The sequence below is a fragment of the Methanobrevibacter arboriphilus JCM 13429 = DSM 1125 genome (genome assembly GCF_002072215.1).
Taxonomy (GTDB): Archaea; Methanobacteriota; Methanobacteria; order Methanobacteriales; family Methanobacteriaceae; genus Methanobinarius; species Methanobinarius arboriphilicus.
Window position 1 is genome coordinate 73,686 of sequence record NZ_JXMW01000004.1, and the last position, 26,909, is coordinate 100,594.

Genomic DNA, 26,909 nt, shown 5'->3' on the forward strand with positions numbered 1-26,909 from the left:
TAATTATCTTTGCAATATATTTTTTAATATTTTATAATAATCTCTTTTTTAGTTTTAATATCTTTTTTATATAATAATTATAATAAATATTGTATTAAAAATATATATAATTATCTATATTATCTAAAAAACTTATTAAAACTAAAAAATCAAATAAAAAGTTTAAAATAAAAAAATTAAAATCAATATGAATTTTATGTAAAAATAAATATTTAAAGTAAATATACTGATTGAAGTAAATATATTATTTAAAACAACTATATTAACGTTATCTATAAATGAAATGTATATTATTATAAATGAAATTTTTATTATTTTATATAAAGCTCAAATAATCTTATATAATGTTGGAATATTATTTACTTTGTTCTTTTGATTATTATCCCATTGTTGAAATCTTTTTCTTGATTTGTTTCTAATCTTATAGCTTCTCTTTCTAAAAGATAAGTTTCCCAAATATTATTTAATTTCTCTCGAAATTCTTCATATTTTTTCATTTTATTGTTTCTATTAATTTCATCTAATTGATTTATAAGAGGGATTAAATCACCTTCTATTAAGTTAATTGTCTCCCACTCATCAGAATTAAATAATAATTTATATTTTGTAAAATACATTACATTAGTACCCTCTAAACTGAATATTAATTCCAGTTCTAAGGTTTCACCATTAAAAAATATTGAATATGTGTTTTTATTATGATTATCCATTTTTTCACATACTTTTATATTTATAATGTGTAATTTTTATTTTATATAATATAATGTCTACTTTATATGTACTGTCTATTTTTATATAATATCTACTTTTAATGTAATGTCTATTTTATAATATCTACTTTATATCTAATGTCTATTTTATATAATGTCTACTTTATAATATCTATTTATGTATAATGTCTATTATGTGCACTGCTTATTTCATGAAACCTTTTGGGGCATCCATTAGCTGTTTATCATAAATTCTTTTATATTCTTCAATGATTAAGTCTCCAGAAGATGTGCCTATTCTATCAGCTCCTGAACTAATTAATCTAATTGAAGTTTTATAATCTTTTACTGCTCCAGAAGCTTTAATTTTAATATTTGGAGCAATTTTTCTCATTAAAACAATGTTTGCAGCTTTTGGACTTTGCCCACTCATTCCAGTTGATGTTTTTATATAATCTGCTCCAGCATCTCTGATTATTTCACTTATTTTAATGATTTCTTCATCATTTAAATGTTCAGCTTCTATTATAACCTTAAGGATTTTACCATCAGTTACTTTCCTCACCATTTCAATTTCTTTAGTTATTGTATCATAATCTTCGGATTTAAAAGCTTGAATATTAACAACCATGTCTATTTCATCTGCTCCAGATTTTATAGCTATTTCTGCTTCTTTTTCTTTTGATTCAGGGGCTGTAAATCCTAAAGGAAAACCTACTACAGTTACTACTTTAATTTCAGTATCTTTTAAAAGATTTTTTGCATATTCAACAAAATAAGGAGATACAACAACTGCACAAAAACCATATTCCTTAGCTTTTTTAGCTAAATGTTCTATATCTTCTTTTTTTGCAAGATTATTTAAATTTGTATGCTCTATTTTAATAGCTAACTCTTCAGAAGAATTTATTTTCATCATAATTATCACACCTACTTTATTTATTCTTAATCAGATCTATTTTATTATTTTTATTTAATCAAATCTATTATTTTTATTTTTAATCGGATTTGATTTATTATTTTTATATTTCATTGGATTTATTTTATTAATTATATTTTTAATTATCATTAAAAATTAATTATAGTAATAATTATAATAATTATAACATTTTATAATAATTATAACAATTATACTATTTTATATAGTTTATAATATATTTTATAATAGTTTATAATAGCATATAATATTCTATAATAGTTTATAATGGTTTATAATAACCTATAATAGTTTATATTAAATTATATTAAAATATATTAAATTATATCAATTTTTTTACCATATAAGGACCTTCTAGTTCATATCCAAACTTACAGTAATAATTTCTAGCTCCTATTCCACTAATTATTACCATCTTATCTTTACTATTTTTAATAGCTATTTCTTCAGCTTTTTTAAGGAGTTTTTCTCCAAAGCCTGTGTGCTGACCAATATTTTTTCCTTTTGATCCTATTTCTAGCATATTTCCATAAACATGAAGTTCTCTAACTATTGCTGTTGATTTTGTAATTTCTTTTCTATGAGCTTTCTCTGATGGGAATCTTAATCTTAAAAAACCAGCTATGGTTTCTTCCATATCATCTTCAAAAGATAAGAAAATTTCTCTACCCCCAGTAGCTTCATATTCCTCTTTAAATAGTTTAAAATCATTATAATTTAATTTTAAGTCTTTTTTTGATTTATTTATTTTATGCCCTATCTCTCTGCATCTTATACAGTTACAGTTCACTTCTTCCTCCTCAAGTTTATTATAAACAAGCTCTCCAAGGTTTGATTTTTTAACTCCTGCTTCTATTAATTTAGCTGGAATATCTCTTTGGATTCGCATCGTTCTTACCCATTTTGGAAGAATTTTTTTAATTTTAACAATTAAATCTACAGCTTCTTCATCTGTATAAGGAGTATATTCTCCTTTTTTCCATAAATCATATAATTTACTTCCTTTTGTTACAAGACAGGGGTAAATTTTTAACATATCTGGTTTGAAGTTTGGATTTTCAAACAATGCTTTAAACATTTCATAATCTTCATCAGGAGTTTGGAGTAATCCTGGCATAAGATGCATAGCTACTTTAATTCCAGAATCTCTAAGTATCTGATTTGCATTTATAACATCTTTTATTGTATGACCTCTTTCCATTTTTTCATATATGTCATCATATAAGGTTTGAACTCCAAGTTCTACTCGTGTGACTCCCATTTTAAGCATTCTATTTACATCTTCTATTTTACAGAAATCCGGTCTTGTTTCAAAGGTCATTCCTATGCAACGAACTTTTGCATCTTCATTAGCTTTTTGAACATCTTCAAGTAAAACATAACCATAGGGAGGATATGTTTTAACCTTTTTAAAAATATTCTCTCTAGAATTATCTTTTTTAGAATTATATGCTTTAAAATTAGCTTCTTTAGAATTAGATTCTTTAAAATTATATACTTTAGATTTATCTCCTTTAGAACTATTCTTTTTAGAACTATCTCCAAAATCATTCATTGCTTTTAAACATTGTGATATAAACCATTCTTGGTATGATGATTCTCTTGAAGGAAATGTTCCTCCCATTATTATTAGTTCTACTTTATCTATTGGGTGTCCTACTGTAGACAACTGTTTAAGTCGATTATATGTTTGGTCATATGGATCAAATTTAAACATTCTAGCTCTAAGTGCTGCTGGTTCTTCACCAGTATAGCTAGGAGGTGCAACATCACTTTCTGGACAATAAAAACATCTTCCATGTGGGCATTCATGAGGATGGCACATAACTGCAACAATAGCTACTCCCGATATGGTTCTTGTAGGCTTCTTTCTAAGAACATTTGATACTAGTTCCCTTTCTTCATCTGTTGTGCATTCTAAAATTTCAGTATTACTCATGAATTTAGGTAGATCATAATCTCTGCAAGCTTTTCTTTTAGCTATTTCTAAATCACGCCTTGTAACTATTTTTCCATCTATAATTTCGTTAATTATAATTTGACATGCTTTTTCCATAGCTATTCTCCATTATTATTATTATTATTATTTTGTTTTAATTAGCTTTATTTTTTATAGATAAAAATTTATATTAATTATTATCCATTGAATTTTCTATATGTCTAATATTTTTTATTATGTTTTTATTATTATTAAAATCTGTTTCTTAAATATTTTTTAAAATTTTTATTTGATTTTTTAATTTTAATAATTTTTTTAGTCTAGTTTTTTTAGTTTATCTATGTTTTTAGTTTAATATTATCATTGCTAGATATTACAAACAATTTCCAAATATTACAAATAATTTAAAAAATTATTAAAGTAATGAAAACAAATAATAATATTATATTATAAAAACAATCCATAATATTATAAATATCTGGTGAGAATATGAGTGAAGAAGTAGGTAAAGGAAAAGTAATCGATGTTATGAACAACTATAACATATCAGACATTGTTGTAAAAGGAAAATTCTTTACAGCAAAATTAGATGATAAAAATGACTTTGATAAAATCAAAAAGCTTGGGAAGTTTGATGTTAAATTGAATAGTGGAAGAATGTTATTTGATTGTGAAATTGATAATCAAACTTTATCTGAAGAGGGATGTATAATCCGAGGATACTTTATAAAGTTCGAATAAAAAAAATATTATACTTATTCTATAATTTATTTTAATTATCATTTATCTTTTTAATAGCTTTACTATTTTTACTGTTTTCATTTTATTATTTTATTTTATTTTTTATTTTTTTCCTTTAATTTTTATAAAAATAAACATACAACTTAATACTATTAATTATTTAATTAAAAATTATTTTTAATAAAATAAGTAGATTTTTTATCACTTTTAGAAAAAATAAAAAATAAAGAAATTTTAATTTTATTAAATACTATTCTACAATCAACTAATGAATCAATAAACAGGTAAATAATTATTAATTGAATGACTAGAAGCAATATTAATAGTCACATAGTTAGGTAACCTATCATTATCCCATTGAAATGCTAATATTAAAGAATACATATATATCACAGTTTGGTATTGCATATTACCTAAAGAAGTACTAAGATAATTAGGCGCCCTACCATTACTATCCATAAAACTCACAATAGACTGAGCATAAGCATAGTAATTAGCTTTAGTTATTTGACCATTAATAGAAACACCAGTAGGAGAAGTAGGATTAGAATAATAATTTGAATATATATCAGTAATTATACCATTATTAAAATTAATTGTAGTTTTTGCTAATACATATAAAAAATCAGGCATAGACAAATTATAATATCCAGTTTGACTATAAACAGTCACATAATTTGGCAATCTACCATTAACATCCACAAAGTTTTTAACTCTTGAGGCAGCATCCGCAATTCCATACATACCAAGTATCCGAGTTGCAGTAACTTCACTAGATGAAATATCCACATTATTTTCCACAACTGGAGCATTTTGAATATCTTCACTACTATTTTCTGTTTCTTCAACTAAGTTTAAATCTTCATTAATATCATCAATTTCAATATCAATTGCTTCATCAGTATTGTTCATTTCCTCTGCATATATAGGAGATATACTAATTAAAGTAATTATTAATATCCCAATTAATGATATTTTCATTTTAAAATTCAACATATTTTCACCTCCAATAAATTAATAAATTAATAAATATTTATTACATAATTCTATATTAATATTAACTAAATGTTAATATAATATAAATATATAATAATTCATATCTAAAACTATATATCAAATGATATATAAATATATTGGGAAATATAATTCTAAAACGTAAAAACATTAATATAAATGATTTAAAAGACTGTTAAACTAACAATCCACTAAAGATAAAACAATCTAGTCAAAAATTATAAAATCTATATTAATATAATCTATATGAATATATAATATAAACAATTAAACAAAAGTACTAATTTTTAATCTATATATTAAAAATTCATTTTTAAGAAGGTTAAAAATTAATCAAATGAAATTTAATTTTTATAAAATGAAATTGAAAAGTTTATATATTAGTATATCATAATATTAAATTAGATGTTAAAATAAAAAATTTAACATCAAAAAATAATGTTCCCAATTAATAAAAAAAATATACAAATATTATTTATTTTTTAAAGTATTTTTTAAAAATTTCCTCTTATCAATTAAAACATACTCTCAGTCATGGAAAAGTTGATTGGGAACATAATTCTTACATAAATAGTTATTATTAATTTTAAAATAAGAAAAATATTCAAAAATATTGAAATAATAGCCATTTAACTCCATTATTCACTTAATAATTAATAGGATAAAATTCTGTATATTTAGAATTTCTTTCAACAGGCAATCTACCAAGATCTTTAACAATATTAGATAGCTGTTCAATAGATGCATCAACACCATTTGGAGCTCCTGAAGCTTGAGATAATTCGTCTCCACCTAAAGTTCCACCTAAATCATTAGCACCAGCTGTTAAAGATATTTGAGCGAATTTAAATCCCATTTTTACCCATGAAACTTGTATGTTAGGTATTAAATCTCTAAACATTAATCTAGAAACAGCATATAGTTTTAAATCTTCTGTACCAGTTGCACCTAAATTTTTCACTCCAGCATTATAAATTGGAGAGTATTCATACATAAAAGTCATTGGAATAAATTCAGTAAATCCTTTAGTTTCTAATTGAATATTTCTTAAAATTTCTAAATGTTCAACACGTTCTTGGATATTTTCTACATGCCCATACATCATGGTAGCTGAACTTGGAATTCCAATATTATGAGCAGATTTTACAATATCTATCCACTTAGAAACATTTACTTTTGAAGGACATATTAAATTTCTTGATCTATCTGTTAAAATTTCTGCTGCTGTTCCAGGTAAAGTATCTAATCCAGCTTTTTTTAAAGCATTAAATGAATCATCAATATCCATTTCAGATTTTAAAGAAGCATCATAAATCATTGTTGGAGAAAATCCATGGATTAAAATATTTGGAAATTCGTTTTTTAATAATTTAAGTAAATCTTCATAATATTCAATATTTGCATCAGGAAGAACTCCACCCATTAAACAAAACTCTCTAGCTCCATTTTCTACAGCTTGAGAAGCTTTTTTTAATATCTCTTCATCAGTTAAAATATAAGCATCATAGTCCCCTAAATCACGTGCAAAAGCACAAAAACCACATTTAACCGTGCAAACATTGGTAAAATTAATATTACAATTATTAATAAAAGTTACATTATTACCAACTATTTCTTTTCTTAAATAATCAGCTGTTGCAACTAAAGCAAATAAATCAGAACCACCAACATTAATTAAATAATTTGCATCTTCATAAGATATAGGTTCATCAAGAGCTTTATCTAAAATTTTTTGGGTTTTAAGAGAAATAGGCAACTTATCTAACATATCATATCACTTTATCAGAATTTTAACAATTATATTTAATATAATTAATATAATTAACATATTCTTTTTAAAATTAAATAAATAATAAGTAATTAAATAAATAATTTAATTAAGAAATAATTTAATTAAATAATATTAATATAAGATTCAAGTATTTAAATATACTAGTTTTGACTCTGATTGTTGTTTTTAGTTGATTTCATATATAAAATAATAATAAAATATATAATAAAATATCAAAAATAACATTCCAAAAATAATATGAATATCCTAGAATTAATACAATATCTTAAAAATAAGATAAAAAGTTCATAGTAAGAATTATAAAATAAAAATAATCAAAAGCAAGTAAAAATAAAAATAATAGGAGAATAAGAGAAAATAATGAATGCTGTGGGCCAAACTTGAACCAGTATCATCTAGATCTCCAGTTTAGCGTTCTCCCGGCTGAAATATCACGGCAATGAACAAAACGAGATTCGAACTCCTGATCATCCATATGTCAAGTAGGTATCATACCCCTAAACTACTGACCCAATACCTTTCTAAGATTTAGATAGAGGATTTAAAGTCAAACAGTACACCAAAGCTCATTTTTAGATAAATTAAATGATTTAAAAAGATAATATAAAACTCTTTATTTTAAGATTAAAGGTTTAAATTTTTTCCATTTCTTTAAATATTTTTGGACTGTTGGAAGTCTAAAAGTTATTAGTATTCTTTTATTTTATTATATTCTAAGCGTTTGTTAGATATAAATCATTAAATATTTTATAAATATTGTTTTTGGAAAATAGAACAAAAATATTTAGTATTATTTAAATAATACTTGATATAAATTTTTATATTACTACTAAACAATTTTTCAAAATATAGTAGTAAATATAATAAAAATTTAGGTATGCCTAAAAATATAAGTATTACTAAAAAGATATTAAAAAAGGGGTGAATAAAAAATGAAAAAAACAAATAAAAAAATAGGAATAATAACATTAACTATATTATTCTCCATACTAGCTATAAGCTCAGTATCAGCGGCTGAAACAGTTAATGTAACTGATTCAGAAACTATTCAAGATGCTATTGATAGTATAGATAATGGTGTTATTAATCTTGAAAATAAAACATACACTGGAGAAAACAATACAAAACTTACTATAAATGCAGGTAAAAACATTACAATTCAAAGTAAAGATCCAAATAAGAAAGCAGCAATAGACTATGAATTTGTTGACGGTAAATATATAATAAATGATGGAAATTTAACTCTAATTAACATGATAATAAAAAATTCAGGATGGATTTTCAATGGATTACTAGTAAATGGAGGTAATTTAACATTAATAAACTGTACAATTACAAATAATCTTTATAATAATAATTATGGAATTATTTATAATTATGGTAATTTAACTATCGATAACTCCATATTATTAAATAATAAAGGAACTATATACAATACAGGATATGCATATATTGTTAATTCTAATTTTACAAATAATACTGCAAACAGTGGAGGAGCAATAAGTTCCTTTAATGAAAAAATAAATATCAATAATTGCATTTTTATCAATAATACGGCAAATGAAGGAGGTGCAATTTACGGAGGAGCAAATATAAAAAATTCTATCTTTGAAAATAACAGTGCAACCTACGGAGGAGCAATATATACATCAAATGATGTATTTAATATTATAAATTCAACTTTTAAACACAACAATGCAACCTACGGAGGAGCAATAGCAGGTCAATTTGAATATATAGGAGGAGCAGTAACTGGTTCTTTAGATATAAGTAACTCTAATTTTTATAATAATACTGCAACACTGGGTGGGGCAATATATAACTATGGACATAATTTGAATATTACACAATCCAGATTCCAAAATAATACTGCAACAAATGGTGGAGCCATATACATTCCAGAAACTAAAAATCTAACTAACTACAACTTAAATGTTTCGATGACTATTGATAAAACTAATTTTACAAACAACGAAGCTAATTCAAATGGTGGTGCAATAAATAACAATGCTACCCTAGATATTACTAATTCATATTTTAAAGATAACAATGCAACAAATGGTGGAGCCATATACAATACAAACTATTTAAATATTAATAATTCGAGTTTTATTAACAATACAGCAAATAGTGGTGGAGCCATAACTAACCATGAGCAAACAGCAGTTTTAAATATTATAAGTGCTATATTCACAAATAATACTGCGAAAAATGGTGGAGGAGGAGCTATAAATCATGGAATGAGTGCAATATTAAATATTGATAATACTAATTTCACAGATAACAATTCAACAAACTATGGAAATACTATCAGCTCTCACTATTCAAACTCAACAACAATAACAAGCTCCATATTCAAAAGTAACAATGGAAGAATTATTTTCAATTCTGTAGGTATTTTAAATATTACTTATTCAACATTTGCAGAATGCTATAACAACGGAAAATATATAATTTCTACTGAAAACGGACCAAACAATCTAAATTTTAATTGGTGGGGATCTAACGATAACCCAAGTTCAAAAATATCAGGAGCTATATTAAATAATTACTATACAGTCTTTTTCACCAATATTAACAAACCATCAAATATTGAGAATGCCATTTTTAAAGTAAGTTTTGTTTTAAATGGTACTAACGACACTAGTGGTTTTGAAAAACTACCAAATATAAATGTCAAAGCTTACAATAATGAAAAATACATTGGAGAATACACATCTAAAGAACTCATTAATATAAAACCAATTATAGGTGTAAATAACATACTATTAAAATTAGATGAAGAATCATATAATAAATCATTTAATATTTCAAAAATAAACACAAAAATATCAACATCAACAATAAAAGGTAGTTATGGACAAACAATAACATTAACCACAAAATTAACCTCAGATGGAAAAGCATTAGCAAATAAAAAGGTTAATTTTTATGTTAATGGAAAATTCATTGGAAGTGCAACCACTAACAAAGAAGGAATAGCTAAACTAAAATACAAAATACCAAAAGTAGCTAAATACACAGTGAAAACTTCATTTATTGGTGATTCACAATATAATAAAATAGAATCCACTAAATCATTCAAAGCAACCAAAGCTAAAGTATCAATGGGATTAAAAAATAAACTTTACAAAAAAAGAATCCTCGTGAAAATATCTGCACTCGGAAAGCCATTAAAAAAGAAAGTAATTAAATTCTACATAAAAGGAAAATATGTGGGAAAAGCTAAAACTAATAGTAAAGGAATAGCTTTATTCAAATACACAAAAAAACACGGAAAAATGGCAGTAAAAACAGTGTTCAGAGGAGATAAAAATTACAACAAAAGCTATAAAACTAGTAAAATAAAACTATAAAAAACAAAAGCAATTAATAATATAAAAATTACTACTTTTTTATTTTTTATATTTTTTAAATTATTTAATATTCAAATTTATAAACATCTCTAAAAGTTTCTTTTCTAATCCTACTATATTAATTAAATTTTAATCATATTTTTGTTATATTATTTTCAAAGCATTTCAAAAAAAATTATAAAAAATAGATAATTTAAAAAATATAATAAACAGAAAAATAAGTAAAAAAGAATGCCGTGGACAGGACTTGAACCAGCGACATCTAGATCTTCAGTCTAGCGTTCTCCCAACTGAACTACCACGACAAAATAGGCCGAATGAAATTTAAATTCGTGACCATATCCATGTCAAGGAGGTATCACACTAGACCACTGGCCTTATATCTTATTATAATAAATATAGAAAGTTTAAATCCAATATAAGCTTACACAATCATTTTTCAGATGAACCAGATAATTTAAGAATAGATTTAGATAATTAAATTACAATAATACGTTTAATTAATAACAAATTAGCAATTAAGAATTATTTTTAATTTATAAAAAATTCATTTCTACAAAATCCTTCATTTTTCATCGAAATTAGCATTTTTTAATACAAATTATTAAAAATACAAGATTTTTGATATTAAAATTACTATATTATGTTATTAATTAAATATCTTTTTCAATGAATGTAATATTTTGAATGTTTAATTAATATAAAATACATAAATAATAGCATAAAATATTAAATAAAAAATAATAATTATAAAATATTAAAGTAATTATAAAATAATAATTTTTTTAAATATCAATACTTAAGTCTTATACTATTGATTTTGAAACATCAAAATCTATATTATGAAGGAGGAATTAGTTTTGATAAAGTTATCTATTTTCTGAAAAGAAATTGAAATTTAATATTAAGTTAAGAACTAAATTTTTTATAAGATATTATTAGGTAACTAATAAAACAAGAAAATTTGAATGTTACTAAAAACAAGGAACAATATTAACATTTCACTATGGTTTTGTAATTAATTAAATAATTTTGATTGGATAGGATACTAATATAATAAGAAAATAAAGAATTTATCCAAATTATATAAATTAATTTTAAAATATAAGGAAATTATATCTTAATGGAGGAAAAATTATGGAAAAAATATATTTGTCAATCATTATAAAGGCACCAAAAGAAAAAGTTTGGGATATAATGTTAGGTAAGGATACTTATCCATTATGGACCGATGTATTTATGCCTGGTTCTTATTACGTTGGGGATTGGAGTGAAGGAAGTAAAATTCTTTTCCTTGCACCTGATGAAAAAGGAAAGACAGGTGGAATGGTAAGTAAAATAAAAGAAAACAGACCATATGAATATATTTCCATTGAACATAGATGCGAGATAGAGGATGGAAAAGAAAAAGAAGCTGAATGGGCAGGTATGCTTGAAAATTATACATTCAAGGAAATAAATAGTAACACAGAAGTTTTAATTGATATGGATGTAGTTGAAGAATTTAAAGAAATGATGCAAGAAATGTGGTTAAAAGCACTTCAAAAACTCAAAGAATTAGCAGAGAAATAGAAACTGGAAAATAAAAAATAATTAAAAAGAATATATCAAAAAAGTGATAAATATTTTTAAAATAAACAGTGATAAACTAATAAAAACATGCAGAAAATAAGTAAAAAAGAATGCCGTGGGCCGGACTTGAACCAGCGACATCTAGATCTTCAGTCTAGCGTTCTCCCAACTGAACTACCACGGCAAAATGGGCCGAACGAGATTCGAACTCGTGATCACCGCCATGTCAAGGCGGTATCATACCCCTAGACCACCGGCCCTATACCTTACTAAGATTTAGTTTAATTCATATATAACCTTTTCTATTTTTTCTGAATTTTTGTATTTTAGAAAGATTATTTATACAAAATATATTTTGAAATAATATAAATCTAATGAAATTTACGATTACACTTTCTAATATAGGTCACACAATGGTGGTTATAAAGTGGTATACTCTATAAAAAAAATATAGATAAAATTTATAATAAAAATTTTTAAGTTAAATATTAAAAATATTTAAAATTAGATAGTAAAAACTGTATAATAAAAAAATAAATTGGTCAGAAACGACCAATAGTAAAAAACTTCCTTATTTAATAGCTAATTTAATGTCTTCAGCTTTTACAGTTTTCCTACCGGCATGGCGAGCATAGCTAACAGCACTTTTAGCTAAAGCTTCACCTTGTTCTTCTAGTGCTTCTGCTAATGCAATTTTTGCGTCATCACTAATTCTTTGAGCACCGGCATTTTTTAATATACGACCTACAGGTGCGATTGGTAATTCACTCATATTTTCACCTCCAATTTAAAGTTGTACAACTTAGTATATAAATGTATCGGTTATAAGCCTATAATATTAGATAATATCATAAGAATAATCTTTTTTAATATAGGATTATACAATGAAAAAATAAAAATCCTAAAATCTGAAAATTAAAGATTAAATAAACTAAGATATGAAAAATAGTTAATATAAAGAACAAAAAGTAATAAGAAAAATTTGTAAATAATTATTAATTTCATTAAAATTAAATAAAATTCATTTAAAAAGTTTGGAACATAACGAATATTATTAAAAATCCATTTAAAGCTTTTATAATGGTTCTAAAGTCTAAAAATTATTATAATAGTGTTTTAAAGAATATTAATAGAATAAAATACGATTATAATAAAAAAATCGTATATTTATCACATTAAATAATTCATATATTAAATAAAATAAAGTTAATAGAATAAATTAAAAAATAAAAAGATAAAAAAATAGAAAATAGAAAATAGAAAATAGAAAATAGAAAATAGAAAATAGAAAAAACAAAAAATAATATTAATAAAGTAATCTAATAAAAAAATGAAACACTATTAAAATATATGTTTTATTAATAAAAATTAAATTATTAAAAATATAACTAAGAAAAATAACTAAGAAAAATCAAATTAGTTCAAATTAGTAAAAATATAGTTAGTAAAAATAAAAATAATAAGATTATAACTAATAAAAATGGAATTAATAAAAATGGAACTGATTCTATGCTAAATATAAGTGAAAAAACCCAAAAAATTTTAAATAAAGCTCTTGATGAAGCTTTATCTTATGATGATGCACTATATTTGATGAATGTGAAGGGACATGATATAAATGGTTTAATAGCTACTGCTGATTTAGTGAGAGAAGAAATTGTAGGAAACAATGTAACTTTTATTAATAATTGGAATATTAATTTTACAAATATATGCTCAGGTACATGTGGTTTTTGTGCATTTAAAAAAAATGAAGGAGAAACAGATTCATTTTTCATGAATATTGATGAAATTGTAGATATAGCTAAAAAAGTTCACAAAAACGGTGCAACAGAATTATGTATACAAGGAGGACTGCATGAAAATGTAGATACCTATTTTTATGAAGATATTGTAAAAAGTGTAAAAGCAGAATGTCCTGATGTTCATTTACATGCATTTTCACCAATGGAAATTTATTATGGATCTAAACAAGCAGAACTTTCAGTAGATGAAACATTGAAAATCCTTAAAAAAGCAGGTCTTGGAACAATAACTGGAACAGCTGCTGAAATCTTAGATGATGATGTTCGAAAAATTATATGTAATGGAAAATTAAGTGTAGATGAATGGAAAGATGTTATAAAAACTGCTCATAAAAATGGAGTTAGGAGTACTTCTACAATGATGTATGGACATGTAGAAACATTAGAAGATAGAGTAAAACACATGGAAATACTCAGAAATATACAAGAAGAAACACATGGTTTTACAGAGTTTGTTCCACTTACATTTATGCACGAAAATACACCAATATACCAAAAAGGAAGGTCAAGTCCTGGAGCAACTGGAGTAGAAGACCTTAAAGTTTATGCAATAGCCAGATTAATGTTTAGAGAGTTAATACCTAATATACAAGTTTCATGGGTAAAATTAGGTTTTAAATTCGCTCAAACATGTTTATTGGCTGGAGCTAATGATATGGGTGGAACTCTTGGAGAAGAAAACATTTCTAAATCAGCTGGTGCTTCTTATGGAAGTAGTACTGAAATAGATAATTTAAAAACAATTATAACAGATATTGGAAGAATTCCTGCACTTAGAGATACTTTATATGAGAATATAGTTGATATTTAAATTTTATCAATAAATTTATCAATTATATTATAAATTGTTAATCTTACAACATCTATTACTGAAAAATACTATTTTTGCTCTTCTTTGTTCCATAAAGTCATTATTTTATTATTTTTAATATAATTTTATATGATTATTAGTAGTCATAATAGTTCTATTAGAATTTATAAGAAATAGAAAATTATAATGAAAAAATATTAAAATTATACTTAATTATATTAAAGACCCTCTTAGATAAGTACTTGTAACTTCAGTTATCTTAACATCAACAAAAGTCCCAATAACAACATCTTCCACAACCACAGGAATATATGAATCAGTTTTAGCTATAAATCCACCTTTAGAACCTTTTTCAACCACAAGAACTTTTTGTATTGATCCAAGTAACTCTTTATTTTCATCTTCAGTAATTTCAGATTTAATTTCTGTTAAATACTTTGAACGTTTTTTCATAACTTTATGAGGTATTTCATCAAGAGCAGAAGATGGAGCACCTTCTCTATGTCTATATTTTGAGATATGAATAAGTCCTGGTTTTAATTCTCTTAAAAGATCAGCTGTTCTCTTAAAATCTAACTCTTTTTCAGTTGGATAACCTACAATTATATCTGTAGCTATAGTTATGCCAGGAATTTCATTTTTAAATCGATTAACAATTTTCATATACTTTTTAACAGTATGTCCTCTTCTCATATCAGACAATATAGAGTCACTGCCTGATTGAATAGGAATATGAATAAACTTATAAACATTAGGGTGTTTGAAAGCTTTTATTAAATCTTCTAGATCATCACCAATATTATTAGGATGCATCATACCTACACGAATTCTAAAATCATTTTTAATATCTGGATCCATTGAAAGATTAGCTATCTCCTTAATTAAATCAGATAATTTTTCATTTGTATCTTTTCCAAAAGCAGCTGTATCTTGAGCAGTTAGCTGAATTTCAGTACAACCATCAAGCAAGGCTTCCTTTGCTTCTTTTTTAATTTCTGAAATAGGATAACTATTAAGTGTACCTCGTGCAAAACGAGTACAACAATAGCTACAAGCACCTAAACAACCCTCACAAATTTGAATAATATGTATAAATTCATCAAAACGGACTTTTGGAATACCTACTTTTGTATCTTTAGAAAAACCACACTCTCTTGATGTTTCACCATTTAAAGTAGTTTTTACAACATTAGTAGTTTTATTAAGCTGATGTGGTCCAATCCATGAAGTATCTGGAGCTATTTTATCCAGTTTTTTTGGATCAATTTCAACCATACATCCACTAACAATGACTTTAAGCTCTGGAAATTGATCCTTTAATTTCTGTATTCTATTAGTTACTTTATTTTCTGTAGGTTGCTTTACATAGCAAGTATTTATAATAGCTACGTCTGCATCATCAATAGAATTTACTATTTCAAAATCATTTTCTACTAAATTACCTGCCATGATTTGAGAATCAGCTTGGTTAAATGTACAACCAAAAGTATCTATAAAAACCTTTGAAACTACCATATTATCCACTAAAATATCAAATAATAAAAATTAACAATATAAAAACTTAAATAACGAGTATGTACTACTATAAAAATATAATATTAAAAAATTATAATTATTATATAAATAAATAATTTAAGATGTTAAATAATTAAGATATTAACTAATTAAGGCATTAAATAGTTAAGGCCTTAAATAATTAATGTGTTAAATAATTAATATGCAATAAAAATAAATATTTATAATCTATTTTTTAGCTCTTTTATCAGTTACTTTCCTTGAAACAATTTTATCAGTTAAATCATAATCATAATTATTAAATTTAACTGGTCTTCCATAAATTCTTTGGATAACTCGAGCTTTTGCATACCCTTTTCTTGTTTTTCTTTCTAAAGTTTTAATAACATTTATACGAATCACATATTCAGCTATTTTAACAAAATCATCAGTAGCAAATTCAGTTTCCCTGTCTACTTCTACCTTAAAAGAATCAACATTACCTGTTAAATCAACAGAAACACCTATTCTTGAAGGAATTTCAATTGAACTTGCCCAAATTGTAGAAACATCATTAGCTATTAAACTTGAAACTCTTCTTCCATCTTTTGTTTCAAGAGAAGTAATTTCAACTTCACCCATATCAGATAATAACACATTATCTTTAGATAGCTTTTCATCAGGATAAATATCAATATGAGTCTTTTTAGAACTTTCATATTCACTAATAATAAGTCTAATTGGAATAGGTTTATTTTCAGTGACTTTATCTTTAAATACAGATTCACAGTTGTTACATTTTAGGAGTAATTCATTAATTTCTCTACTTTTTGACGAGATTCTCTTTGATTTTAATGTATCTATGTTTTCTGACCCACAAATAGGACATTCCATTTTTAATACCTCTTGAAACTTAATTCTTTATATTCAAGAATTAATAAAATTAAAAATTATAAAATTAAAAAAATTATATTTAAAATAACTAAATTAAAAAATTATATTTAAAGTAATTATATTTAAAATAAATAAAATAATTAAAATAATTAAAATAATTAAAATAATTAAAATAATTAAAATAATTAAAATTAAATTAACATTATTTATATTTATTATATCTTTTTATTTTTACTATTTTTATTTGTAATGTTACTATATTAATAGTTTAGGATTAATATTTTAGATAATATTTTAAAAATTAACTATTAAAAAATTAAAAATAAAAACACATTAAAAATAATGAAAATAGCTTCATTAAAAATGATAGCTATAAAAAGTAACACTTATTTAAACAAATGTTTTATTAATTAAATAATAGCTACTATTTTTCATTGAGATAATGTTTAACAAGACCCCCATCACTAAGAATATCTAGCATAAAGTCTTTGAATGGTTCAATTTTAAAGGATTTTCCAGAAGATTCATTGACAATAACACCCTTTTTCAAATCCAATGAGATAATATCTCCTTCTTCAGCACCAATATCAGCTTTAACAACTGGAAGGCCAATGTTGATAGCATTTCTATAGAAAATTCTTGCAAAAGACTTAGCTATTATAGCTGAAACTCCAGCTGTTTTAATAGCTACTGGTGCTTGTTCTCTTGAAGATCCACAACCAAAATTATCATCAGCCAAGATAATATCCCCTGATTCAACCTTACTTGCAAAATCCTCTCTTTCACCAGCCATAACATGCCGAGCTAAATCTTCAGGGTTAAATGTTCTTAAATATCTTCCAGGAATAATAACATCAGTATCAATATTATCTCCAAATTTCCAAACTTTTCCTTTTATCTTATCCATTTTATCAACATTAAACTTATTAATAAAAACAAATTAAATTGTTTAATCTTTTTAATTATGAATTATAATCTTAACAAAAAACGCAATTATAATAATAAATGAATTATCTTTAAAAATATAAAAATTATGAATGATTATTTATTTAATATAAATTATAAGTTATTTAATGTAAGTAATGATTTATATAACTAACGATTAATTAATTAATTAATTAATTAAAAAAAATATAAAAAATTAATAATAAAAATTAATAATAAAAAAATTAATAATTAAATTAATAATTAAATTAATAATAATTAGATTAATAATAATAACTATTATAATAGCTATAACTGTTCATATATGACAACCAAAACATAACCAAAAACAAAGAGATAATCATTATAATTATAGCTATAATTATTTGAATAAACCCATGTTTTTTAACATCAGGGTTTTCACGAGTCAATAGATAAATAGCAAATATTATACCTACAATTGGTACAAATAAACTAAATATATAACCTAAAACAATAGCTGCACTATGGCTTTCTTTAGGTTTGTGAGGATTAACTTCCCCACAAGAATTACATAAATTAGAACTAAATGGAGTTAAAGAACCACATTTAACACAAGGCCCTTTAGGTTCATTTACATATTGATTTTGATTAATATTTTGCTGATTTTTATTATGTTGAGCTTGAGGATCTGTTGGACTACCACAAGCACTACAAAACATGTCCTCATCTTCTATTTCATTTCCACATTGAGTACAAAATTTCGACATAAAAACACCCATAATCTAACATTAAATAAGATTATTAAGAATATTATTCAATAAGTGAAACACCACAACTAGTACAGAATTTATCATCTTTTAAAACTAAATTTCCACAATTTGAACATTTTTTATAATTTTCAGAATCAAATTCCTGAACAAGATCATTAGAATTAGCAATAACACTCAATTCAGTTCCACAACTAAAACAAAATTTAGAACCTTCTTCATTTACATATCCACAAGAAAGGCATTTTAAATCATAGCGAACATTGTTTTGTGGCTTGGATTCAGTTTGTTGTTTAAAAGATTCATTTTTTGAAGGGTTATATTCCATATTACCACTATTATACTCATTTCCAACTTGAATTATGACTTCATCTTTATTTCCACTTTTAACAGCCCAATAAATGAGTGCACCTATAATCAATAATAAAAATAAAATAATAAAAATAGCCCAATCAAAATCATCTTTAACTAATTTAGCATAGTTATTATCCCTAATTTCAAGTTTATATCCAGAACTTATATAATTATTTACCCTAAAATTAAGTTCTTCAACATTATTCACATTTTCATATCGCATATAAATTTTCTCCAAATGTTATTAAATTTAATTTAAGTAGATATTTATTAAAAAATTAATTAATTATTATTAATTAAAATTTATTAAATCTTAGTAAACTTTAGTAAATATTAGTAAATATTAGTAAATCTTAGTAAATATTATTAATTATTATTAAATATTATTAATTTTATACCATTATTAAATATAATACAATTAAGATTGAGTTTATTATTAGTTCTATTTAATGATTACTATATTTTATTACTTGAGTTTTGGAACTACTTATATGAATTTCATTAACTAATTTTTGAAAAATATTATTTTTAATACAATTTTATAAAGATTAATAAATAATACAAAAAATAATATTAAAAATAGTATTAAAAATCCAAAAAACAGGTGACAAAATAGTAAAAATATATAAAAAAAATAAATTAGAAAAAATAATTAAAGAATAATTATAAAATAATTAAAACTATTTTTCAATTTCAAATCCATGATTTTGAGCTTTTGTTTTAAAAACAATACCATCATCGCCAAGATAGTCTTGAGTTGCTTTAAAAACGTCTTGATTATGTTTATCAATTAATCCATAAATAGCTGGACCAAAAGAACTCATTCCCACACCATAGGCCCCAAATTGTCTCATATTATCCATTAAATCTCTAACATTTTGAGACTGGCGAGAAACTTCAATGTTTTTAAAGCCAAGTTTTTGAATAATATTAATTGAATCTCCAACTGATTCAATGTTTTTTTCTAAAAGAAATGGAATAAGGTTCATAAATATGATATGAGATAACTTTTCAACATCATTTTTAGGAACTGGACAGTATTTTTCAAAAATATCATCTTCCTTCATACCCGTAACTGTTGTATCAGCATCAGATATAGCTACAACAATTTCCCAATCTTCTGGAAAATCATAACGGCCAATCAGTTGAGGTGGTTTAGCTGGATTAACTGATGATGGTAAAACAGATCCTCCTTTATCTTTTAAGTCATGCCCTCCATCTACAACAAATCCTCCATAATCAAATGCACCCATTCCAATACCAGAACTTCCACCTCTTCCAAGAATACTTCCAAGTTGTATACTATCAACTTTTTTTTCATTAAATTCACAGATGAGTTTTGCTGTAGCTAAAGACATTTGTGTTCCAGATCCTAAACCAGAATGTGGAGGATATGCCTCTTCAACAGTAAAATGAAAACCTTCATCGAAATTATATTTTGAAATTACTTTTTCTGCAGACATACTAATTTTCTTAAAAGCTTCTTTTCTTATTTCTTCATCAGTAATTTTTTCATTAAAATCAATGGAAATTCCACTTTCTGAATAATCACAACGAAGAGTAAAATTAGGTTTATTTATGGTTAAACCAATACCACCATCTGCCCGACCATAAGAACCATTTAAATCAATTAGGGTCATGTGTAGTCTAGATGGAGTTTTAATAATCATATAATAGCTCCTTAAGTTGTTCCAATAAACTATCGAGAATTTATTAATTTAATTTATGAATTTAAATAAAATCTAGTACAATATACTTTATTATCATATATTAATTTTTATATTTAATTTTAGAATTGATTTTATAATTAAATTATAAGATGATTTGAAAATAAGCTAAAAAATAAAAATAAATCAAGAAATAAATTAAAAATAAATTAGGAATGGTTAAAAATAACTAAAAATAAATCAAGAAATAGATTAAAAGAAATAGATTAAAAATAAGTTAAAAATAAGTTAAAAATAATTAAAAAATAAAAAATTACTAATAAAATTAGTAAATAAAATTACTAAATAAAAAATATAAAGAGTGAAAATAAATTAAGAAAACTTAATAAAAAATAAAAAACAACAATTAAAGAATATTGTTCAATTTAAATCATCAATCCTTTTTAAATGGAACTGAAAACTCTTCTTCAATTTCTTGCCTATACATTGAATTCATTGTACAGAAGGGTATTATACGACCATCAGGAACAGCATAATGAATTACACATTTTTTAACCCTATTTTCATCAAAATTAAAAGGATCCATAAAGTGCATACAAGATATAAGTAAAGAATTATGGTGGAAATCACCTAAAGCTTCATAAGACCTGTCTTTAAATACATTAACCAATATTTTAGATATATCTAAAGAATCTGGAGCTTTACTTCTATCTAAAACTTTTGGAATTTCTCTTGTAGCTTTAGCTAACACTCTTGGTTTTATAGCAAAGCCACCCTCTTCTATTTTTTCAGCATTTTCATCTAAAAATTCTAAGAATCTATCAACATCAATAAACTCAGTTACTGGAATAATTTTCTTATCACTATCAATGAAAATATAGGTAGCTATACCACAATGTTGATGACAATTTAGTGTTACAGATGGTTCTTCTCCTTCAAGAGCACCAATAAATCTAGAAATAGGTTCAACTGAAGATGGAGGATAGAAATCATCTTCTTTAATTTGATTATCAGTTTGTTTAGAAGTTAAATCAATAAAATCAGGAATAGTAATTCTCTGCTCCTCTACTTGATCTTGAGGAGTTCTACCAGCAAAGGACACTGGTTGGAAATTAACTCCATGAATAATATCAATATTATCAATAGCAAAATTAATTATGTCTCCTACTTGATCATCATTAATCCCTTTAACTAAGGTTGGAACTAAAACAACTCCAAGATTAGCTTTTCTACAGTTTTCAATAGCTTGAATCTTTTGAGGAAGAATATTTTTACCACGATTATAAATATAAGGTTCCTCAGTAATACCATCAAATTGAAGATAAATAGTATTTAATCCAGCATCAGCTAATTCTTGAGCTAAAGATTCTTTTCGTGCTAATCTTAAACCATTAGTAGCTATCTGAGTATGAGAAAAACCTTCTTCTATAGCTAACTTAACAAGTTCTACAATATCCTTTCTAACAGTAGGTTCTCCACCAGCATATTGTATTGCTGGAGTAGGTGCTGGATCTAAGCTACGTAAATTTTTTAGCATCTGTCTGATTTCTTCAAAAGTAGGTTCATAAAGTTTTTTAGAAACCGCAGCATTAGCAAAACAAACAGGACATTTAAGATTACATCTGTTTGTAACATCAATAAGGCCAAGTACTGTAGCAGTTTCATGATCTGAACAGATTCCACAATTATTTGGACAACCTAAACCCTCTTCATTTGACATTAAATCAACTTGAGGATTATTTATTGGTTTAATTGACGGTTTATAACCATCAACTCTTTTATATAATTCTGCATTAGTCCAATATGTGTTATCAAAACTACCATGTTCAGGACACTCTTTTTTTATCCAAACTTTCCCATCTTTCTCATAAACTTCAGCTTCTACTGGTTTAAAGCAAGTTGGGCATAGACTCATTGTTTTCTTAATAAACACCAAAATGATCACCTATCTTCTTAACTAATCCTGATTAAAATTTAAATGATATATGTACACATCAATCATTCCTAGAATAAATATTAATAATTAAGATTTGCTGATATTTTAAATAATTGTTAATTCATTATAATAATTAAATTAGTGTAATTAATTGATATAGTATTAATTGATTACTAATGATATAATTATTAACTGAATTATTAATTGATATAATTGATTGATATAATAATATAATTGATTACAATAATATAATATTAATTGGTATAGTAATAATTAATAGTATTAATTGATATAATAATTGATTGATAGAAATTATTGATATAATAATTAAATTGATTAATTAGATTCTCATTATTAATAAAGTTTATTGAGTATTATTAGATAAATCTATTGAATATTATTGAATATTTGAATTTATATTGATAGTAAAAAACTTAAAATAATAATTCAAATTATTAATTAAAACTATCTCATAAAATATCTTTTTATAGTTCTAGATTAACACCCTATTTTTATTAATTATCTAATTATTTTATTCATCCTATTCAATTGTTATCTTATTATTCTCTATTATATTATATTTATATTTAAGCATTATATTTATATATTTAAATTAAATAGTAAAGTTTAGTAAAAATTGATAGAATAAAATTAAAAATAAATAAAAATAGGAAATATTATAAAAAATTAAAATAAAATCTAACATTTAATGAACATTAAAAGAAAAAGATAAATCTTTATATATTATACAAAGAAAAAAACTAGTTATATAAAGAAAAACCTAAATAAAGTTAATATTAACAGATGAAAAAATAAAAGGCAGATTAATAGCTAAATTCTAAAATAATAGGCAAATTAAAAATTAAAGAGCTAATAACAAAAGTGAATAAATTATAAATAACCTCATACTCAATTAATAATTAACTAATAAAAATAAAAAACTGAAAATATAAAGATAGAAACAGTATTCTGAAATTATAATCAAATAAGTAAGTTTATAAATTAAAAAGAATTAATATGAGATAAGTAATATCAATAATTAAAAATTAGAGGAAAATAATGTCAGAATTAGCTGCTTTTATTATGACCTGTCTAAGTGCAGTATACTTTATAATGCCTGCCTATATTGCAAATCTCAGTGGACTTGCATTTGGAGGGACCACACCGGTAGATTTTGGGAAAAATTTCATTGATGGGCATAGGATCATAGGGGATGGAGTAACTTGGAAAGGACTAATTTTTGGAACAATAACTGGAACTCTTGTGGGAGCTATAGAAGGAGTTTTGATTTGGGACCCCGTATATGGATTAATTGTGGGTTTCCTTTTAAGTTTTGGTGCATTATTAGGTGATGCGGCTGGAAGTTTTATTAAAAGAAGGTTAGGCATAAATAGAGGCAGACCTGCTCCAATTTTAGATCAGCTAGATTTTATTGCAGGAGCATTAATTTTAGCATCATTATACACAACCATAAGCTCAGAAACAGTGATAATAATTGCAATACTTACATTAATAATCCATTTAATATCAAACATGATTGCATATCTCCTTGGAATGAAAGAAGTTTGGTATTAGTTGATTTTTTAGTAATTTACTTTATTTAACTCATCTAATTTAATTATTCTTAGTTAATTATTCTTATTTAATTTTTATTTAATTACTTTTTTATTTAATAATTCTTATTTAATTATTTTTAATATTGTTATTTACAATCCCTATTCAATAATTCTTATTTAGTTTTTAATTTAACTAGCTTATTCAATTATATTAATATGTTATATTAATATGTAATAAAAAATATATAAATATTACTTTTTTCATGATTTGTATTAAAAATAGAAAAATTTAAATATTAAAAATAATATAAAAATTATGATTATGGAGCTTAGGTTCATTATAAAATGAAACTACTCTAATTTTTTAAAAAAAGAATATAAATTTATCAATTTAACAACTAATATTCAAATACACTATTATTTCTAAAAATAATGGCTTTTTAGAAATCCTTATTTTTCAAACTTAAAATCTTTATTTTGTTAAATTAACTTGTTAAAATATTTCTTTAATTTTAAAATAAAGCATTTTTTAGTTATATATATTTTTTATAATTATATTAGATAATAAAAGAATTTCTACAGAGCCAAAATAATATAAAATAGGATGATGAATAATTATACTAAAAATAAATATAAAAAAGTATAAATTAATCAATTAAAACAATTAAACGAAGCTCCAATAAGATTATAAGAATTACCAAGAGCTTCAAAAAAGCCTAACCATTCAGGAATTTCATAAACAAAAAGAGGAGTTCCAGTAGCTACAATAGGATTATCAACAGTAGTTATAGAACTACTTTTAGCTGATTGTGTAGTATCTCTCTTATAATAATTAAAGTTAGGAATATTATTAATTGTTTTTTCAGCTAGAGTAACTGATTTTGAATCCATTGAAGGAGTAGCTATATAAAAACCATCTCCATAACCTTCTTCATGATCATGACCTATAATAACAAGATCGAAATTTTCTTTAGCTATATCATTTACAACATAATTATTAACCAATGACTCTCCATTGCTTCTACCAATGTAAAAATCATCAGGATTATCTAAAACCGTGACTTGATAATTAACTATATCTACTTTATTAAAAAGAGCATAAAGTTTTACTGCAACAGGTAAAACATCAGCAGAAAGTTTTTCCCGTGAATGCATACCAGAAACAACTGCAATTTTATGTTCAGAATCTCCATAATGAGAATATGTAGATTTTGTAACATATCCTAAATTATTTGATCCAATAGTTTGAGTTTCACAAAAATTTGCAAATAAATATAGTCCTGCTCCTATTATTATTAAAAATAATATTATAATAAGAACCATACGTCTTTTTTTCATTTATATCTCCACTAATTTTAAATTATAATCTTTTTAAATGTTTTTAAATAATTTAAATAACTTTTAAATAACCTTTAAATAATTTTTAAATATTTTTAAAGCATTCATTCTCTAAATATTCATTCATCATAATTGCAGTTCCAATAGCTGGGGCAACAACACATTCTTCATCTGTTAAAAGCTCACCCATAGATTTTACTTCTAAATCTAAATTTTCAGCTGCTTTTTTAGCAAGTATATCTTTTCCAAGACCAGTAGTAACAACTAAATCTAAATTTTCTCTATTTACAACTTCCATTAATGATTTAGCTATCTGGTCAACTTGAATTTGATGAATATTATTAGAAATTTCAACAATATCATCAAAAGAAAGAATATCTAAATCAGCACATAATACTCTAGAAATTCTTCTTGCAGATTCCTCTTTAGACTTTCCAGCACCATCACAAGTATCACAAACATAATCATCAAGAGTTATCTTATCTAAAACATTGTAAACATCAGCAGTAATTGCAAAAAGCTCAGAAGCTACATTATATTTCTCACCTTTAAAAGAAATACTATCAAGAAAACTTGCTAAATTAGTTCTAAGAGTTCCAGTATATACTAACTCTTTAGTTTTTAATCTTTCAAAATCAGATCTTCCTTTAGCACATTCTTTACCATTTTTAATTGGAATAATATCAGTAGTAGTACTTCCAGTATCAATAAAAATACAATTAGGACTTATTTGAGCAGCCACCTGTGCAGTAGCTATCCAATTCGCAGCAGCTACATCGAAAGAATTAGGTTTTATCTCTTCTAAAGAAAGAACTTTTTTTGTACCTATAAATGCAATTGGAATATTTTTTGATGAATTTTCATTAAAAATCTCTTTTGATTTATTAGCTATATCCAAAACACCGTCTTTTTTAGTTTCATAGGCATCAACAAGCTCTGCAGTCATTGATATACCTATACCATCAATAGAACCAATATCACTGATATTTTGGATTAATTCGAATAAAGTATTTCCTAAATCATCATTATTACTCCACATAGGCAAATACTTAAAATCACAAGATATATCGATGATTTCATTTCTTTTTTCAAAATCAACTATAGCTAAATCAGTGTTTGCACCACCAATGTCAAAACCAGCTATTTTCATAAAATATCCTCCATAATACAAAAGTTAAATAATGATTTATTAAAATAATAATCTATAAGCTAATAATTTATTAATAAATAATCTATTAATAATTTATTTATAATTTATTTAATAATAATTTATAAAACAATGCTTTATTTAGTAATTTATTTAATAGTATATTAAAATAA

At 24.1% G+C, this 26,909-nt stretch carries 20 protein-coding genes and 3 tRNA genes; 5 read left to right on the top strand and 18 right to left on the bottom strand.

Features of this window, described 5'->3' with window-relative positions:
• Positions 1 to 359: 359 nt before the first annotated feature.
• From MBBAR_RS03140 to MBBAR_RS03150, 3 genes are all read right to left on the bottom strand, one after another.
• Entirely contained in the window at positions 360 to 710 is a 351-nt protein-coding gene (locus tag MBBAR_RS03140; protein ID WP_080459819.1) for a hypothetical protein, read from the bottom strand.
• A gap of 205 nt (positions 711 to 915) precedes the next feature.
• The gene (gene deoC / locus MBBAR_RS03145) at positions 916 to 1,629 is read right to left on the bottom strand and encodes a deoxyribose-phosphate aldolase (RefSeq protein WP_080459820.1); all 714 of its coding nucleotides are present in this window, start codon (positions 1,627 to 1,629) and stop codon (positions 916 to 918) included.
• A gap of 340 nt (positions 1,630 to 1,969) precedes the next feature.
• The gene (locus tag MBBAR_RS03150; RefSeq protein ID WP_080459821.1) at positions 1,970 to 3,703 is read right to left on the bottom strand and encodes a tRNA uridine(34) 5-carboxymethylaminomethyl modification radical SAM/GNAT enzyme Elp3; all 1,734 of its coding nucleotides are present in this window, start codon (positions 3,701 to 3,703) and stop codon (positions 1,970 to 1,972) included.
• 372 nt (positions 3,704 to 4,075) lie between these two features.
• Between MBBAR_RS03150 and MBBAR_RS03155 the strand changes: the two genes are divergently transcribed.
• Positions 4,076 to 4,327, top strand: a complete 252-nt coding sequence (locus MBBAR_RS03155; RefSeq protein WP_080459822.1) for a hypothetical protein — start codon at positions 4,076 to 4,078, stop codon at positions 4,325 to 4,327.
• Positions 4,328 to 4,600: 273 nt separating this feature from the next.
• Here the strand turns inward: MBBAR_RS03155 and MBBAR_RS03160 are convergent, their stop codons facing one another.
• Together MBBAR_RS03160 and cofH (MBBAR_RS03165) are read right to left on the bottom strand one after the other, a co-directional pair.
• Complete coding sequence (locus MBBAR_RS03160) at positions 4,601 to 5,323, bottom strand: pseudomurein-binding repeat-containing protein (RefSeq protein WP_080459823.1); 723 nt, start codon at positions 5,321 to 5,323, stop codon at positions 4,601 to 4,603.
• Positions 5,324 to 5,987: 664 nt separating this feature from the next.
• Positions 5,988 to 7,109, bottom strand: coding sequence for a 5-amino-6-(D-ribitylamino)uracil--L-tyrosine 4-hydroxyphenyl transferase CofH (gene cofH, locus MBBAR_RS03165; protein WP_080459824.1), 1,122 nt, complete (start codon positions 7,107 to 7,109; stop codon positions 5,988 to 5,990).
• Between the two features lie 956 nt (positions 7,110 to 8,065).
• Between cofH (MBBAR_RS03165) and MBBAR_RS03175 the strand changes: the two genes are divergently transcribed.
• Positions 8,066 to 10,489, top strand: a complete 2,424-nt coding sequence (locus MBBAR_RS03175) for an Ig-like domain-containing protein (RefSeq protein WP_080459825.1) — start codon at positions 8,066 to 8,068, stop codon at positions 10,487 to 10,489.
• 232 nt (positions 10,490 to 10,721) lie between these two features.
• Here the strand turns inward: MBBAR_RS03175 and MBBAR_RS03180 are convergent.
• Positions 10,722 to 10,794 (bottom strand) — tRNA-Phe (locus MBBAR_RS03180).
• 832 nt (positions 10,795 to 11,626) lie between these two features.
• Here MBBAR_RS03180 and MBBAR_RS03185 point away from each other — a divergent pair.
• Complete coding sequence (locus tag MBBAR_RS03185; RefSeq protein WP_080459826.1) at positions 11,627 to 12,061, top strand: SRPBCC family protein; 435 nt, start codon at positions 11,627 to 11,629, stop codon at positions 12,059 to 12,061.
• A 111-nt stretch (positions 12,062 to 12,172) separates the two neighbouring features.
• Here MBBAR_RS03185 and MBBAR_RS03190 read toward each other — a convergent pair.
• The 3 genes from MBBAR_RS03190 to MBBAR_RS03200 form a co-directional block, all read right to left on the bottom strand.
• Positions 12,173 to 12,245 (bottom strand) — tRNA-Phe (locus MBBAR_RS03190).
• A 4-nt stretch (positions 12,246 to 12,249) separates the two neighbouring features.
• A tRNA-Val gene (locus tag MBBAR_RS03195) sits at positions 12,250 to 12,321 on the bottom strand.
• Positions 12,322 to 12,632: 311 nt separating this feature from the next.
• Positions 12,633 to 12,833 carry a histone family protein gene (locus MBBAR_RS03200; protein WP_042703508.1) on the bottom strand — a complete coding sequence of 67 codons (201 nt, stop codon included), beginning with the start codon at positions 12,831 to 12,833 and terminating at the stop codon, positions 12,633 to 12,635.
• Between the two features lie 737 nt (positions 12,834 to 13,570).
• Here MBBAR_RS03200 and cofH (MBBAR_RS03205) point away from each other — a divergent pair.
• Positions 13,571 to 14,677 (top strand): 5-amino-6-(D-ribitylamino)uracil--L-tyrosine 4-hydroxyphenyl transferase CofH, encoded by a 1,107-nt coding sequence (cofH, locus tag MBBAR_RS03205; RefSeq protein WP_080459827.1) that lies wholly within the window; start codon positions 13,571 to 13,573, stop codon positions 14,675 to 14,677.
• Between the two features lie 213 nt (positions 14,678 to 14,890).
• Here cofH (MBBAR_RS03205) and MBBAR_RS03210 read toward each other — a convergent pair whose 3' ends face one another.
• The 7 genes from MBBAR_RS03210 to tes all read right to left on the bottom strand — a co-directional run bounded on the left by MBBAR_RS03210 (position 14,891) and on the right by tes (position 22,692).
• Complete coding sequence (locus tag MBBAR_RS03210) at positions 14,891 to 16,192, bottom strand: tRNA (N(6)-L-threonylcarbamoyladenosine(37)-C(2))-methylthiotransferase (RefSeq protein ID WP_080459828.1); 1,302 nt, start codon at positions 16,190 to 16,192, stop codon at positions 14,891 to 14,893.
• A 228-nt stretch (positions 16,193 to 16,420) separates the two neighbouring features.
• Positions 16,421 to 17,065, bottom strand: a complete 645-nt coding sequence (locus MBBAR_RS03215; RefSeq protein WP_080459829.1) for an HVO_0476 family zinc finger protein — start codon at positions 17,063 to 17,065, stop codon at positions 16,421 to 16,423.
• A 424-nt stretch (positions 17,066 to 17,489) separates the two neighbouring features.
• Entirely contained in the window at positions 17,490 to 17,972 is a 483-nt protein-coding gene (gene hacB / locus MBBAR_RS03220) for a homoaconitase small subunit (RefSeq protein ID WP_080459830.1), read from the bottom strand.
• Between the two features lie 301 nt (positions 17,973 to 18,273).
• Complete coding sequence (locus tag MBBAR_RS03225; RefSeq protein WP_158082514.1) at positions 18,274 to 18,738, bottom strand: zinc ribbon domain-containing protein; 465 nt, start codon at positions 18,736 to 18,738, stop codon at positions 18,274 to 18,276.
• Between the two features lie 43 nt (positions 18,739 to 18,781).
• Positions 18,782 to 19,315, bottom strand: coding sequence for a zinc ribbon domain-containing protein (locus MBBAR_RS03230; protein WP_080459832.1), 534 nt, complete (start codon positions 19,313 to 19,315; stop codon positions 18,782 to 18,784).
• Positions 19,316 to 19,772: 457 nt separating this feature from the next.
• Complete coding sequence (locus tag MBBAR_RS03235; RefSeq protein ID WP_080459833.1) at positions 19,773 to 20,762, bottom strand: beta-ribofuranosylaminobenzene 5'-phosphate synthase; 990 nt, start codon at positions 20,760 to 20,762, stop codon at positions 19,773 to 19,775.
• A 430-nt stretch (positions 20,763 to 21,192) separates the two neighbouring features.
• Complete coding sequence (gene tes / locus MBBAR_RS03240) at positions 21,193 to 22,692, bottom strand: tetraether lipid synthase Tes (protein ID WP_282956043.1); 1,500 nt, start codon at positions 22,690 to 22,692, stop codon at positions 21,193 to 21,195.
• Between the two features lie 1,059 nt (positions 22,693 to 23,751).
• Between tes and MBBAR_RS03245 the strand changes: the two genes are divergently transcribed.
• On the top strand, positions 23,752 to 24,270 hold the full coding sequence (locus MBBAR_RS03245) for a CDP-2,3-bis-(O-geranylgeranyl)-sn-glycerol synthase (protein WP_394325437.1): 519 nt from the start codon (positions 23,752 to 23,754) through the stop codon (positions 24,268 to 24,270).
• Between the two features lie 632 nt (positions 24,271 to 24,902).
• Here the strand turns inward: MBBAR_RS03245 and MBBAR_RS03250 are convergent.
• Positions 24,903 to 25,589, bottom strand: a complete 687-nt coding sequence (locus MBBAR_RS03250; protein WP_080459835.1) for a hypothetical protein — start codon at positions 25,587 to 25,589, stop codon at positions 24,903 to 24,905.
• Positions 25,590 to 25,674: 85 nt separating this feature from the next.
• A complete protein-coding gene (locus tag MBBAR_RS03255; RefSeq protein WP_080459836.1) occupies positions 25,675 to 26,739 on the bottom strand; it encodes a hydantoinase/oxoprolinase family protein in 1,065 nt (354 codons plus the stop codon).
• Positions 26,740 to 26,909: the final 170 nt, after the last annotated feature.

Bases quoted from the DNA above. Each gene is read 5' to 3' on its own strand.
- MBBAR_RS03140 (WP_080459819.1), bottom strand. From the start codon at position 710: ATGGATAATCATAATAAAAACACATATTCAATATTTTTTAATGGTGAA.
- deoC (WP_080459820.1), bottom strand. From the start codon at position 1,629: ATGATGAAAATAAATTCTTCTGAAGAGTTAGCTATTAAAATAGAGCAT.
- MBBAR_RS03150 (WP_080459821.1), bottom strand. From the start codon at position 3,703: ATGGAAAAAGCATGTCAAATTATAATTAACGAAATTATAGATGGAAAA.
- MBBAR_RS03155 (WP_080459822.1), top strand. From the start codon at position 4,076: ATGAGTGAAGAAGTAGGTAAAGGAAAAGTAATCGATGTTATGAACAAC.
- MBBAR_RS03160 (WP_080459823.1), bottom strand. From the start codon at position 5,323: ATGTTGAATTTTAAAATGAAAATATCATTAATTGGGATATTAATAATT.
- cofH (WP_080459824.1), bottom strand. From the start codon at position 7,109: ATGTTAGATAAGTTGCCTATTTCTCTTAAAACCCAAAAAATTTTAGAT.
- MBBAR_RS03175 (WP_080459825.1), top strand. From the start codon at position 8,066: ATGAAAAAAACAAATAAAAAAATAGGAATAATAACATTAACTATATTA.
- MBBAR_RS03185 (WP_080459826.1), top strand. From the start codon at position 11,627: ATGGAAAAAATATATTTGTCAATCATTATAAAGGCACCAAAAGAAAAA.
- MBBAR_RS03200 (WP_042703508.1), bottom strand. From the start codon at position 12,833: ATGAGTGAATTACCAATCGCACCTGTAGGTCGTATATTAAAAAATGCC.
- cofH (WP_080459827.1), top strand. From the start codon at position 13,571: ATGCTAAATATAAGTGAAAAAACCCAAAAAATTTTAAATAAAGCTCTT.
- MBBAR_RS03210 (WP_080459828.1), bottom strand. From the start codon at position 16,192: ATGGTAGTTTCAAAGGTTTTTATAGATACTTTTGGTTGTACATTTAAC.
- MBBAR_RS03215 (WP_080459829.1), bottom strand. From the start codon at position 17,065: ATGGAATGTCCTATTTGTGGGTCAGAAAACATAGATACATTAAAATCA.
- hacB (WP_080459830.1), bottom strand. From the start codon at position 17,972: ATGGATAAGATAAAAGGAAAAGTTTGGAAATTTGGAGATAATATTGAT.
- MBBAR_RS03225 (WP_158082514.1), bottom strand. From the start codon at position 18,738: ATGTCGAAATTTTGTACTCAATGTGGAAATGAAATAGAAGATGAGGAC.
- MBBAR_RS03230 (WP_080459832.1), bottom strand. From the start codon at position 19,315: ATGCGATATGAAAATGTGAATAATGTTGAAGAACTTAATTTTAGGGTA.
- MBBAR_RS03235 (WP_080459833.1), bottom strand. From the start codon at position 20,762: ATGATTATTAAAACTCCATCTAGACTACACATGACCCTAATTGATTTA.
- MBBAR_RS03250 (WP_080459835.1), bottom strand. From the start codon at position 25,589: ATGAAAAAAAGACGTATGGTTCTTATTATAATATTATTTTTAATAATA.
- MBBAR_RS03255 (WP_080459836.1), bottom strand. From the start codon at position 26,739: ATGAAAATAGCTGGTTTTGACATTGGTGGTGCAAACACTGATTTAGCT.